This is a genomic window from Hyphomicrobium zavarzinii ATCC 27496, assembly GCF_000383415.1.
Classification (GTDB): domain Bacteria; phylum Pseudomonadota; class Alphaproteobacteria; order Rhizobiales; family Hyphomicrobiaceae; genus Hyphomicrobium_C; species Hyphomicrobium_C zavarzinii.
The window spans coordinates 427,551-440,242 of record NZ_KB911258.1 but is presented as its reverse complement, the minus strand read 5'-3'; the positions used below and the strand labels follow the sequence as shown (position 1 = coordinate 440,242).

13 protein-coding genes are annotated in these 12,692 nt (G+C 65.2%); 8 read left to right on the top strand and 5 right to left on the bottom strand.

The annotated features are described in order from the left end of the window. Positions 1-64 precede the first annotated feature (64 nt). A complete protein-coding gene (locus tag F812_RS23855) occupies positions 65-1,345 on the top strand; it encodes a GNAT family N-acetyltransferase (protein ID WP_020086466.1) in 1,281 nt (426 codons plus the stop codon). A gap of 26 nt (positions 1,346-1,371) precedes the next feature. Here F812_RS23855 and F812_RS0113230 read toward each other — a convergent pair whose 3' ends face one another. Next, on the bottom strand, positions 1,372-3,057 hold the full coding sequence (locus F812_RS0113230) for an FHA domain-containing protein (protein WP_020086465.1): 1,686 nt from the start codon (positions 3,055-3,057) through the stop codon (positions 1,372-1,374). Between the two features lie 418 nt (positions 3,058-3,475). Between F812_RS0113230 and F812_RS0113225 the strand changes: the two genes are divergently transcribed. The 3 genes from F812_RS0113225 to F812_RS0113215 all read left to right on the top strand — a co-directional run bounded on the left by F812_RS0113225 (position 3,476) and on the right by F812_RS0113215 (position 7,717). Beyond that, on the top strand, positions 3,476-4,234 hold the full coding sequence (locus F812_RS0113225) for a hypothetical protein (RefSeq protein ID WP_020086464.1): 759 nt from the start codon (positions 3,476-3,478) through the stop codon (positions 4,232-4,234). Positions 4,235-4,338: 104 nt separating this feature from the next. Then, entirely contained in the window at positions 4,339-5,793 is a 1,455-nt protein-coding gene (locus F812_RS25540) for a PDZ domain-containing protein (protein ID WP_198011195.1), read from the top strand. A 100-nt stretch (positions 5,794-5,893) separates the two neighbouring features. Then, positions 5,894-7,717 (top strand): ABC-F family ATP-binding cassette domain-containing protein, encoded by a 1,824-nt coding sequence (locus F812_RS0113215; protein ID WP_020086462.1) that lies wholly within the window; start codon positions 5,894-5,896, stop codon positions 7,715-7,717. Between the two features lie 28 nt (positions 7,718-7,745). Here F812_RS0113215 and F812_RS0113210 read toward each other — a convergent pair whose 3' ends face one another. Further along, positions 7,746-8,993, bottom strand: a complete 1,248-nt coding sequence (locus tag F812_RS0113210) for a TIGR03862 family flavoprotein (protein ID WP_020086461.1) — start codon at positions 8,991-8,993, stop codon at positions 7,746-7,748. 189 nt (positions 8,994-9,182) lie between these two features. On the opposite strand from F812_RS0113210, the gene F812_RS0113205 reads away from it, so the two are divergent. Continuing rightward, the gene (locus tag F812_RS0113205; protein WP_020086460.1) at positions 9,183-9,467 is read left to right on the top strand and encodes a hypothetical protein; all 285 of its coding nucleotides are present in this window, start codon (positions 9,183-9,185) and stop codon (positions 9,465-9,467) included. A gap of 191 nt (positions 9,468-9,658) precedes the next feature. Further along, positions 9,659-10,099 carry a lysozyme inhibitor LprI family protein gene (locus F812_RS23845; protein ID WP_020086459.1) on the top strand — a complete coding sequence of 147 codons (441 nt, stop codon included), beginning with the start codon at positions 9,659-9,661 and terminating at the stop codon, positions 10,097-10,099. Between the two features lie 21 nt (positions 10,100-10,120). On the opposite strand, the gene F812_RS0113195 is transcribed toward F812_RS23845, so the two are convergent. Continuing rightward, entirely contained in the window at positions 10,121-10,363 is a 243-nt protein-coding gene (locus F812_RS0113195) for a hypothetical protein (protein WP_020086458.1), read from the bottom strand. Between the two features lie 289 nt (positions 10,364-10,652). Here F812_RS0113195 and F812_RS0113190 point away from each other — a divergent pair, with 289 nt between their 5' ends. Further along, positions 10,653-11,120 carry a hypothetical protein gene (locus tag F812_RS0113190; RefSeq protein ID WP_020086457.1) on the top strand — a complete coding sequence of 156 codons (468 nt, stop codon included), beginning with the start codon at positions 10,653-10,655 and terminating at the stop codon, positions 11,118-11,120. 2 nt (positions 11,121-11,122) lie between these two features. On the opposite strand, the gene F812_RS0113185 is transcribed toward F812_RS0113190, so the two are convergent. Then, a complete protein-coding gene (locus tag F812_RS0113185; protein WP_020086456.1) occupies positions 11,123-11,566 on the bottom strand; it encodes a thiol-disulfide oxidoreductase DCC family protein in 444 nt (147 codons plus the stop codon). Positions 11,567-11,658: 92 nt separating this feature from the next. Continuing rightward, positions 11,659-11,898 carry a hypothetical protein gene (locus F812_RS0113180; RefSeq protein ID WP_020086455.1) on the bottom strand — a complete coding sequence of 80 codons (240 nt, stop codon included), beginning with the start codon at positions 11,896-11,898 and terminating at the stop codon, positions 11,659-11,661. A 550-nt stretch (positions 11,899-12,448) separates the two neighbouring features. On the opposite strand from F812_RS0113180, the gene F812_RS26825 reads away from it, so the two are divergent. Further along, positions 12,449-12,625: a hypothetical protein gene (locus F812_RS26825; RefSeq protein ID WP_020086454.1), complete on the top strand. Its 177-nt coding sequence runs from the start codon at positions 12,449-12,451 to the stop codon at positions 12,623-12,625. Positions 12,626-12,692 lie beyond the last annotated feature (67 nt).

The window sequence follows — 12,692 nt, the reverse complement described above, 5'->3', positions numbered from 1 at the left end:
TGCCGATCCAGCGACGTACCCATTTCGGGACGGCGCTTTGTGTTGCGTAAAGGATTTGTTGTCCATGCCAGCCGCTGCGCCCCTCTCCGCGCGCCAAAGCCATGACCTGCCGGGCGAAGCCCCGAGCATTCCCCTTTCGCCCCCTCGCTCCGTCGTCACCGTGCAATCCAGCGCGGACCAGGCAAAGCTCGAGCTCATCACGACCCGCGCAGGCTTCGACGCGCTGGAGCTTCCCTGGAATGCGCTGTTCCACCGCGCAGGGCGCGACACGCATCTCTTTCAGACTTTCAACTGGCTTTGGCACTGGGCCAATCATTTCCTGCCGAAGTCCGGGGAACGCGGGCTCAAGCTCGCGATCGTCACCGCTCATATGGACGGCCACCTCGTGATGGTGTGGCCGCTCGTGTCCGAGAGGATCGGACCGATCACGCGGCTCTCGTGGATGGGCGAGCCAGTCAGCCAGTACGGCGATGTGCTGATCGACGATCTTCCGGACAAGGCCGCGCTGCTCAAGGCTGCTTGGGCTTTCGTGGTGCGCGAGACCCGCGCGAGCGTGTTTCAATTGCGCAAAGTGCGCCAGGATTCGACGATCGCGCCGCTGCTCGAGGAAATCGGCGCCACGGTCGTCACCGAGCTTCGAGCGCCGTTTCTCGATCTCAAGAGCGCACCGTCATTTGCCGAATACGAGAAGCGCTATTCGAGCGGCGCGCGGCGCAACCGCAAGCGCCAGCGGCGGAGGCTCGAAGAGCGCGGCGCGACGGAGCTGCAATGGTACACATCGGGCACGGAAGCTGAGGCGCTCACGGCCGAAGCGTTCCGCCTGAAGCAACTCTGGCTCAGCCAGCGCGGGCTCGTTTCACCGGCCCTCGCAGACCCCAGGACCGCCCGCTTCTTCGCAGACGCCGCGCGGGCCGACGTGCGCCCGGCGGGCTGCCATGTGCTCACGCTCAACTCCGGCGGGCATCCGGTCGCGTTCGAGATCGGCGTGCGGTGCAAGGGCCGCTCCGCCATTCACATCATCGCCTACGACCTCGAATTCGAGAAGACGGCTGCGGGCTCGCTGTTGATGGAAGACAGCATCCGGCGGGCTTTGGAGGATGGGCTCGCCGTGTTCGATCTTCTGGCACCGGGCGACGGCTACAAGCTCGAATGGGCCGATGACAGCGTCGTCGTGCGCGACTGGGCAGTTCCGCTCTCGCTGACGGGACGGGCCTATTCGGCTCTCTACCTCGGGCTGTTCCGGACCGCGCTCAAGCGCGCGCTCGATGCGTTGCCTGTCGGCGCGCGGCGTAAGCTGACCGATACCCTCAATGCGATCGTATCGCGCGGCAAGGCCACATCGTAAGGCTTTTCCTTTCAGTCCGTCTCCCTTCAGTCCGTGAGGCGCGAGAGCCGCAAGCTCGCGAGGCCGAAGGTGATCTCCTGGCCTGTGTCGCGTAGCGTCACCGTGCGCTTGCCGATGCTTTCCCCATCGAGCCGCGTTCCGTTCATCGATCCCATGTCGCGCAGCATGAGCGCTTCGCCGGGATTGTACATGAGCTGGGCGTGCAGCGACGAAACGCTGCTGTCGTCGATCACGAAATTGGCACGGCTCGGATCGCGCCCGAAGGTCCAGGTGGCGGGGAGATCGCGGCCGGAGCTGCGGTCCTTAGCGGGCCGCAATTCGAACTGAAGCGCCCGTCCGGACGGTTCGAACCCCGACAGCATCCAGCCTGCTCCTCCGTCTCCGGAAACTTGGGCGGCAGGCTCTGCAATCTTCTCGAGCACCACTGCGTAGTCCTCGGTTCCGAAGCGCACGACCGCCCCCGCGGATGCTTCCGCTTCCCTGATGCGGGCGCCATCGAGAAATGTCCCGTTCGAGGAGTTGAGATCGGTGATGCGCACGCGTTGCGCCTTGCGGTCGTAACCGAGGCGCGCGTGAACCTTCGAGACCGTGTCGCTCGCAACCGTCACATCGACGCCAGGACCACGGCCGATGGTGACGGCACGGCCCGTTTCGTCGAGGCGGATGGTCTGCCCGCCTTGCTTGGGTTGCAGCACGAGCAGTCCCGACGCCTCGCCGCGGCCGGGGAGGAGCCGCACGCCGCGCTTTTTCTGGCCGCCGCCGATGATCGCCGGAAACGGCAGACGCGCGAGCGCTTTTTGAACTCCGCCGAACGCTGCGGGCGTCCCGCGCTTGTAGACGGCAAAGGCGAGCGCGGCGGCTGCGAGCGCAGACGTGAGGCCGACCGCGATCGACAGCAGGTTTCCGCCGATGCCGGTGACGCATGGACGGCTGGTGGAGGCGTAGGAGATTTGCCCTTCGCTCAGGAACCGTCCCACCTCGGCTGCGTGGATCGAGAAGAAGAGGCCTTGCGAGTTCAAGCCCTGGAGCGTGTTCACGCCCACGACGAGGCCGCATGCGTCGAACAGCGGACCGCCGCTGTTGCCGGGGTTGATTGCTGAGTTGTGCTGAACCGTGCGGGCGCTCAGGATCTGCGTGTCGCTGACCTTGAGGTTGGTGAAGGTCATGCGCGAGACAACGCCCGTCGTGACGGTCGAGTCCAGATCCGTCAAAGGCACGCCGCGCGCATCCGGTCCCGGCACCAGTTCCTTGTTGAGGTTGGCAGCGCCCGGAAAGCCGATGGCGATGACCTCGGCCAGTTTCTCCGGCTCGTACTCACCGAGTTTCAACGGTTCGCCGGGCAGATCCTCGCGCGCTTCGAGCAAAGCGAGATCCACATTGGGGCGGCTGTCTGCACGCTTCGCCTCGACGAGCTTGGCTTCGCGCCCATCGCGGAAGGCGATGTAGAAACGGGCGCCGCCCTCCACGACATGGAAATTGGTCACCACGTAGCGCCGGCCGGATATCAGAAAGCCGGAGCCAGAGGAAATGCTGAACTGGTTATTTTTCTCGGGAATGAAGGTGTAAATCTTGTAGACGCTGGGCTCGACGCGGCTCGTATCGAAGGCGCGTGATGCGGGCGGCGCGATGACGGCCGCAACGAGGATGCCGGCCAAAAGAACGATGGGGCGTAGGAAAAGCCCACAGACCGTCCTTCGGTTCTGAAACGGCATGACCTGCTCGGCGGATAATGACCCTCGGGCGTAAGTCCTACCGCAACCGCAGCATGGCATCCAGTCGTTATTGGCCGCACGGCCGGAGGTTGGCGCTACAGCGGAACGCCGAGCAGCCTTCGTTTTGCGCATTAAACTCTTCGGCAAATTCCCACTCCCGGAATAGGCGCTGTTCGGATAATCTTGCGCCAGATCCACGGCAGCGGCGGCCATCCATTTTTTACCTCGTAGGACGCCTCGAGCCTTTTGTTTGTCGCATTTTCGACGGCTGGCTGGTGCTAGCTTGGCCGGAATTGCCTGAGAGCGGTGTTTTCGTTTTTCCCTTTTGGAAATTTCCAAACACCGGGGTTTCATTCGACCGTGCTTCGAGACCGGCAAGCGGTGCCATGCTTTCCGAAGCACACCAGGGAGACGAGACATGCTCGCCCGCGTATTATGTGCCTTTCTTGCGGCCACCATGGTGATTACCAGCCTGCCGCCTCCTGCCTCCGCTCAATTCGGCATTCGCAGGGTGTTCAAGAAAGTCGTGCGCGCACCCGCCCGCATTCTTCCGGTTCCCGGCGTAGTGGTGCCTCTCGTGGTGTTCGGCGGCCCGTTCCGCTCGGCATTCGGCGTGGTGGCGGCCGTCGCAGTCGGCGCCGTGATCTTCAACCACCTCACCAAGCCTGAGCGGCGCGAGGTCGCGAGGCGCGCGAAGGTGGTCGTCGCCAAGGATCCCGAACAGCGCGTTTCCGACACCTATACGTCCAAGGATGGCAAGCGTCAGGTGACGATCGTCGCGGAGCCCATGCAGAAGGCCTCCGACCTCAAGAACGATCCCGCGATCCTGGTGGTGGCCGACAAGGTCGTCACGCCCGACGGCAAGGGCGCACCGGCGCAAGCCGGCCTCGCCTCCGACGGCTCGAAGACGGTTTCTGATGCCGGCCCGCAGACCGCGCCGCCGCCTGCGGACGGCAAGGCAGCGCCGGTTGATGCCAAGGCTCCCGCCGCCAAGCCGGTCGTCGACGAGGAGGTGGTGCGGATCAGCGAGATCCCGCCGGATACCCAGTGCCGCAAAGTCACCACCGAGCTCGAGCTGCGCAAGAAGAAGGGCCAGGAAAAGCCGGACGAGAAGAACGCCAACACGGCGATCTTCTGCCAGACGGCGCCCGGCGAGTGGAAGCCCGCTTCCGCTTGACAGGAACCACCCACGCGGCTTCCGATCGCCTCTCCATGGCTCATGTTGCCCCGCAGAATGGCCAGTTGTAGACATAAGGCGATATGATTTTTGCGGGGCTTGCGATGAGTGGACGTTGCATCCGGGGGCTGGCGGGAGCCGTCTGGCTGCTCTCATCGACGGGGCTTCCTGCGTCAGCCGCTCCGGCGCTCGACGCCCGCGCATCCGGCACGTCGACGACACGCGGCTTCATCCGCGTCGCCGATGACGACCGCGACATCATCCGGCTGCTGCCTCCCGGAGCAGGCGGCTCCGCCGTTCAGCAGCCCCCCTCACAGCCTGATCTTCCTGTCCCACCGAGCGGCGGCGGCGCTGTTCCCGGTGACAACCTCCGTCTCAACGGACAGTCGCTCCAGTTGCCGATCGCGTTCCAGCCCGCGCCGGGCAATGCGTCCGCATCCTACGTCGGAGTGCGCCTCGACGGCGTCAGCGATCCCGCGACCTCGGCGGCGCTCGGGCTCTCGCAAGAGCGCGGCGTGTTCGTCGTCGACACCACACCCGGGGCGCCAGCCGCAGAGGCGGGCCTTCGCTTCGGCGACTTCGTGACGGCACTCGACGGCACGCCCGTCACCGACACGACCGCGTTCGTGGAAGCGATCAAGACCCGGAAACCGGGCTCACAGGGGACGCTCACGGTCTGGCGCGTGGGCGACGACGGCACCGGCTACCTGCAAGCGCTGCGGCAGCTCGCGGATCGTGGCAGCACGCCGGCTATGATGTTTCTGGCGCGCCTCTACACCAACGGCACCGGCGTGACGCGCGACGGCGCGGAGGCGGTTTCCTGGTACAAAAAGGCGGCGCTCGCGGGCAGCACGAACGGCATGCTGCTCTATGGCGATGCGCTGGCTTCGGGCCAGGGCACGGCGAAAGACCTGAACGAAGCGCAGCGCTGGATCCGCAAATCGGCCGATGCCGGCAACGTGGCTGCCGTCTTCCGCCTGGGGCGGATGTTCCGGGACGGCGAAGGCGTGACGCGCGATCCCTTGGAAGCGGTGAACCTGTTCAAGAAGGCGGCCGAAAGCAACTACGCACCTGCGATGGTGGCCGTGGGGCTGATGTTCGAAGGCGGCGGCGGGCTCGAGGCGGACAACTTCCAGGCCGTGCAGTGGTACAAGAAAGCCGCCGATGCCGGCGATGCGGAGGGCATGGCGGCGCTCGGCACCATGTACTCGACAGGGCGCGGGGTCGAGAAGAACTATGCGACGGCAGCGGCCTGGTACACCGAGGGCGCGAAGCGCGGGCAGCTTCTCGCCGTGCACAACCTGGCGGTGCTCTACGACAAGGGCCTCGGCGTGCCGCGCGATCCGCAGATGGCGGCCTCTTATGTCTACCACGCGCTCGAAATGCGTTACCAGTTCACCTACCAGCAGATGATGCAGAACAGCCGGGCGTGGACCCGGGAGTTCCGCAAGGCGCTGCAGCAACGGCTGGCGCAAGGCGGCTACTACACCGGCTCTTTCGACGGCGCGTTCGGGCGCACGACCTACGACGCACTCAACGCGATGGTGCAGCCGAAATAGGGGGAAGCGGCCCCCGCCCCTGCCCGCGTCACGCTCGGGCTGGCCTTTCGGCCCCCGCACCCTGTATAGACGCCGCAGCGTCTCACAGCTCCGGACCCACATGGCCGCTCCCCTCATCCAGCTTACCGATATCGCCCTGACCTTCGGCGGCAACAGCCTGCTCAACGGCGTAGATCTCGCCGTGGGCGCGGGTGAGCGCATCTGCCTCGTGGGTCGCAACGGCTCCGGCAAATCGACCCTGCTCAAGATCGCGGCCGGGATCATCGATCCGGACCGCGGAACACGCTTCGTGCAGCCCGGCGCCCTCGTTCGTTACCTCCCGCAGGAACCCGATCTTTCGGCTTATCCGACGACGCTCGCCTATGTGGAAGCGGGCTTGTCCGCGAGCGACGATCCGCACCAGGCCCGCTATCTGCTGGAGCAGCTCGGGCTCACCGGCAACGAAGATCCCGCGCACCTCTCCGGGGGAGAAGCACGGCGCGCCGCGCTTGCGCATGTCCTGGCCCCCGATCCGCAGATCCTGCTGCTCGACGAGCCCACAAACCACCTGGATCTGCCCGCGATCGAATGGCTCGAAACGCGGCTGCAACAATCGCGCGCGGCCCTCGTGATCATCAGCCACGACCGGCGCTTCCTGGAAAAGCTGTCGCGGACGACGGTGTGGCTCGACCGTGGACAGGCGCGTCGCGTGGAGCTGCCGTTCAGCGGCTTCGAGACCTGGCGAGACCAGGAGCTCGCCGACGAGGAGACGCGCCAGCATAAGCTCGACCGCAAGATCGTTGCGGAAGAGCACTGGGTGCACGGGGGCGTTACCGGGCGGCGCAAGCGCAACGTGCGGCGCATGGCGGAGCTGCGGAAGCTGAGACAGGCCCGGCGTGACTATCGCGCCGTGCAAGGCAAGGCGACGCTCTCAGTTGCAGAGGCAGACGCCTCGAGCACGCTCGTGATCGAGGCCAAGGGCATCTCGAAATCGTTCGGCGATCAGGTGATCGTGCGCGATCTCTCGTTGCGGCTGATGCGCGGCGACAGGCTCGGCATCGTCGGCCCCAATGGATCAGGCAAGACGACGCTGGTCTCGCTGCTCACGGGGCTCCTGCCGCCGGACGCGGGCGAGATCCGTCTCGGCGCGAGCCTCGAAATGGCGAGCCTCGACCAGGGACGCGAAAGCCTCGATCCCAACTGGACGCTTTCGGAAGCCCTCACGCGCGGGCGGGGCGATACGGTCTCGATCGGCGGGGAGAAGAAGCACGTCATCGCCTACATGAAGGACTTCCTGTTTGCGCCCGAGCAGCGGCGGACGCCGATCAGCGCGCTTTCGGGCGGCGAGCGCGGGCGGCTGATGCTGGCCCGCGCGCTGGCCACGCCCTCGAACCTGCTCGTGCTGGACGAGCCGACCAACGATCTCGACCTCGAAACGCTCGACGTGCTGGAGGACGTGCTCGCCGACTATAAGGGCACGGTTATCCTCATCAGCCACGACCGCGACTTTCTCGATCGCGTCGTGACGAGCGTGATCGTTCCGGAGGGCGATGGACGCTGGACGGAATACGCGGGCGGCTATCAGGACATGCTGGCCCAGCGCGGCCAGGATCTCAAGAAACGCGAGGCGCGCGCAAAGCCTGCCGTTTCAGCGGCACCAGCAGAGCCGCAGAAAACGACGGACAGCGCACCTCAAGCGGCCAAGAAACGCCTCTCATTCAAGGACAAGCACGCACTCGAAACCTTGCCCGGCGAGATTGCCGCGCTCGAAGCCAAGCAGGTGGATCTCGCGCGCAAGCTCGAGGCGCCCGATCTCTACACGCGCGACCGCAAGACCTTCACCGAGCTTTCGGATGCGCTCGCCCAGGTGCAGGAGAAGCTCGCGGCCGCGGAGGAGCGCTGGCTCGAGCTTGAAATCCTGCGCGGGGAGATCGAAGGGGCGTGAGACGAGCCGGGGACGGCGCCTATTCGCGTCAGCCGTCGCGGCTTTCCTGGTGCGCCAAATGCGCGAGCGCGCCTTCGGCGGCGGCGCGGCCAGTTGCAAAGCAGGCCTGCAGAAGATAGCCGCCGGTGGGAGCTTCCCAATCGAGCATCTCGCCGGCGACGAACGTTCCGGGGCGTGCCTTCAGCATGAAGGTGTCATCGACTTCATCGAACGCGATACCGCCCGCCGTGGAGATGGCCCGCTCGATGCCCGCCATTCCCATCACGACGAGCGGCACGGCCTTGACGAGGCGGGCGAGAGCGTCGGGCGGCAGCGTGCCGAGCGGCGTGCCTGCAGCGTGGGCGGTTTCCTGGAGCAAGCCGATGGCGGCGGGATCAAGGCTCAGCGCCTTGCGCAGCCAGGTTGCGAGCGATTGCTTTCCGCGCGGCCTCGCAAGACGCTTCGCAAGCTCCTCCTGCGTCTCGTCCGGTCGTAGATCGAGCGACAGCGTGGCTTTGCCATGGGCGTGGATCGCGTCGCGGATCGGCGCCGAAAGCGCGTAGACGGCGCCACCTTCGAGGCCCTCGGCCGCGATGATGGCTTCGCCGCGCACGCTCTCCGTCCCCAGCGTCAAGCCGATGCGCTTCAAGGGGCTTCCCGCAAAGCGCGCTCGCATGAGCTCCGACCAGGCGATGCGCACGCCGCAATTGGTGGGTTGTAGCGGCGCCACAGAGATGCCGGCCGCCGTGACGGGGGCGACCCAGCTTGCATCGGAACCGAGGCGCGGCCAGCTCGCCCCGCCGAGCGCGAGCACCGTGCAACCAGCGTCGACGGCCTTTGTGCCTTCCGGCGTTTCGAACAGCAAACGCCCTGCCTCATCCCAGCCAGTCCAGCGATGCGAGAGCGCGATCTCGACGCCTTGCTCGGCGAGACGTCTGAGCCAGGCGCGCAACAACGGCGAAGTTTTCATCGAGCGCGGAAAAACGCGGCCGCTCGTGCCGACGAATGTTTCCTGTCCCAGCCCCTCACACCAGGCGCGCAAAGCGGGCGGCGGAAACGCGGCGATGGCGGCGGCGAGGCGCGGGGCGGCCTCACGATAGCGCGCGAGGAAACTCTCGACCGGCTCGCTGTGGGTGAGGTTCAGACCGCCGCGTCCCGCCAGCAGCAGCTTGCGCGCCACGCGCGGCATACGCTCGTAGAGCGTAACCGGCACGCCTGCGTTTGCCAGCGTCTCGGCGGCCATGAGGCCGGCGGGACCAGCCCCGACGACGACGGCGCGATGTCTGATTTGCGTCACGGCTGAACTGTGGGCTGACGAATTTCTGTTGCGGATGCGAAGGCGATTAGCAGCTTATGCGCCGCGTCACAATGAGTGTGCACGATGACGGATGTTGCCACGAATCTCGGGTAAGTGCCGAGGTGGGTTTCGCGGCGGGGAACCAGGGACCCATAACGTTTTGTGCTGGCTACTCAATGGAGACGATAAATGAAAAAATCCCTGGCAATTCTCGCCGGTGCTGCCTGCTTCGGGCTGCTCGCCTCGGCTGCTTCCGCCGCCTCTCTCGGCGCCGCGGGTAGCGCGAGCTCCGCCGCCGCTCCCGCTTCCGATGTGATCCAGGTGCACGGCATCCATTCCTCCTGCAAGGTGGACGGACGCGGCTGGCACCGCTCCTACCTGTGGGGCCGTCAGCGCTGCGCGCCGCCGAAGCACCATCATCACGGCCCTAAGCACGGCCCCAAGCATCACCACGGCAAGAAGAAGCACCACTAAGGCTGTCTTCGGCAAGATCATCCCAGGCCCGGGCTCCAGACATGGAGGCCGGGCTTTTTTCGCGCCTGCGCAGATTGCGGTATCGAGCGATAAGAAACCTCATTCCGCAAACTGCGGATTCGCTCCCTCACCGCCCTGGTTCGTCTCCCGCTCATCGGATAAATTTCGGGGACTTCAACCGGAGACGTCCCATGCGCATGCCTGCCCTCCTGCTCTTGCCTCTTCTCTTCCCGCTCTCCTGCGTTGCGGCCACCGCTGACGACAAGATCGACTGCAACGACGCCAGCAGCACCGTGGAGATGAACTTCTGCGCGCAGAAGGATTTCGACGCAGCCGACGCTCAGCTCAACGCGGTCTACCAGAAGGTGCTGGCGCACATCGGCGAGAGCGACCTCGAGAAGCCCTACGACCGGGCGAGTTGGGAAGAAGCGATGCGCGCGAGCCAGCGGGCGTGGGTCGCGTTTCGCGACGCGGACTGCAAAGGGGCCGTGCCGATGGAATGGTCGGGCGGGACGGGCACCACGGTGGCCGTCGTCGGCTGCATGACGACGCTCACGGAAGCGCGGACGAAGGACCTCGCTTCGCGCTACGACGTGGCATTGCCCGCATCCTCCCCGCGGCCGCAGCCGTGAGGAGGACACCGGGAAAGGAGATCAGTACTTGCAGGCGTAGTACTTCTTCAGAAAGAACTTCTTGCCGGTCGCGTGATAGCGCTTCAACCAATGCCTGCAGCCATAGTCCGGCGTACCGATCACGATGACGGGGCCGCCGTAGTAGCGGTGGTGGTGATGGAAGCCCCAGTGCTTTTTGCCGTGAGCGTTCGCCGCCGTCATCGTGGAGGTGAGTGCGGACGCAACAACGAGGGCCGCGACGGCGGCGATCTTAGTGAACGACATGCAGGAAGTCTCCTTTTGGTGAGAAGGCCTCGCCGGTCTTGGGCCGGGCAGAGGCAGGTGGGGCGTGATGGCTCTGAACATCGCTCGAAACAGTGGGTGAAGCTGTTTCGCAGGATACAGGGGGCGCGACATTCGCTAGACTCCCGGCATTCGTCAGATGGGTCTCGCGTTCCGGCGTGTGCAACAAGCGCGCGAGCGTCAATGGTGCTCGCGAACACCTCCGGTCCCTGCCGGAACAGCACTACGACCTGAATTTCTCCACGGTCTTCCCATATCCCGGGAGGCGACCATGAAAGAGCTGAAGCTCATCCTCATCCTTCTCACGGCGCCGATTGCGATCGTCTTCGCGCTGTCGGTGCTGCGCGCTGACTATGCGCTCTACACTCAGGTCCGTGATTTCGGCGAGCCGGGCGCCGCCGTCGTTGATCGCATTGCCGACACCTCGTTCGCCGGGATTCCCGGGCGGGGGCAAACGCTCACTTACACGCTAGAGCTTCCCGGCCATGCCGAGATCGTTGGCGCCGCGCACATGTCGCGGACGGTGGCCCAGCGCTACAGCGCGGGACAGGAAATCCAGATCGTGTACGCGGCGAGCGATCCCCGGCTCACGGCTCTCTCCGTCGAGCATGCCTGGCGCGCCTTCGTTTCCGATGTCGCCATCTTCGCGGCCTACGCCGCCGTTCTTGCGCTCACCATCGCGCTCATCCGGACGGGACCGCGCAAGCGCGACTGGCTTGCCCGCGCGGTGGCGCGCTAGCGTCAGAGGAAGCGATGGGCGTGGCGAGCGTCTGGCCGCAGGCACACCTCGCGGGCGCCGAACCAGCCGATGCGATTGCGCTGCATCCAATCATAGATGCGGTTTCCGATCGCGTCCGGCACGATGCGCCCGGCGACGCCGAGCCATTTCCACGGCGCGGGCATGGTGCGAGCAGCGGCGAGCGTGCCGGCCCAGCGCGTGTAGGGCATGCCCTCGGCCAGCACCATGAAGGTGTCGAAGCGCTCGGCGTCGAGGCCGTAGTGCCGATAGAGGGCCTGGGGAATGGGATCCTGGATGGCGGCGAAGCGCGTGGTGCCGCCCGGGTCTCGCCTCAGCATCCATTGGACGCCGGTGGAGCAGAGTACGCAGTGGCCGTCGAAGATGATCAGCGGCGCGCTGTCATGGAAGGGCGGGACGGCGGGATCGCTGCGATAGGTGTAAGCCATTTCAAGACTGCGGCCCGAACGGCCGCCCCTCTCCTCGCCCGCGTGACGAGAAGAGGGACTTTAGCGGTGTCATGGGAAGCGCGACAGAGCCCTTACCATTTGCAGCCGTAGTAACGGTCGAGGAAATAGGGATTGCCGGTGCGCTCGTAGCGATACTTCCACTTCTTGCAATCCTGCTTCGCGGCCGAGACGACGACCGCAGTCGCAGCCGCGCCGATCAGCAGATTGCGCGCATCGCGCTTTTTGATGTGGGCGTTGGCGGCGGAGAAGCTGGAGCCGAGCGCCATCACGGCGACGAGGGTTGCAACGGCAGCGGACTTTGTAAGCGACATACGGACGTCTCCTGTCATTCATTCTCGGCTCTATTGGGGTCAAGCCGCGGGCCGGTTCTGGCCTCTTTCAGCACCATGGCAGACGCGGCTTAAGGCCTGCGTTACGGGGCCGGGACAATTTGAGGCGAATGCGGCCGGTCGCGGGGGCCGCGAAAATTGTCCGGATACGGTGTAATTGGTGGCTATGGGGGGCTAGAGGGAGTGACCTTTGCCGGGACGCCCCGCCCGCAGCCTAACGGCAGGCGCGCGAGACGGCGCCCTAGCATGTGCAGGTGATGTGCGCAACGTGGAGGGGGTGTATCATCAGCTTGATGCCAGACAGCACGATCGGGCGCGCATGGCAGCTACTCCGTCAACACACTAACTGTTCCTCGAAATCTTTTTTGCCTATAATGCGTGCATTCATACTCGCCATGGAGTTCATTCAATGAAGTTGTTTTCTCTTGTCTGCGTTGGCTCCTTCATTTGTCTTTCGGCAGCACCTGTCCTGGCCTGCGTCAGTGAGGAAGTCTGCAATCCCGATGGTACTGCTAACGAGCAGATTGGATGCATGCATAACGAGAATGTCGAACGAGCCAAAGCGCTTCGGTCCAAGCTCGGCGACAAGGCCTGCAAAGTGTTCGCCGAGTGCGCTTCGGAGTTCACTGGCGGAGGCTCTGGCGGCCACTCTGACCGGGTAGAGTGCGCAAGCAAAAAGCTCGACGCCCTCGAAGCCGCGAGCAAGTAGCATCGTCCAACACCTGTGACGGCTAGGACGGCCAAGAACCCGCTTCTTGATCATAGATACGACCGCA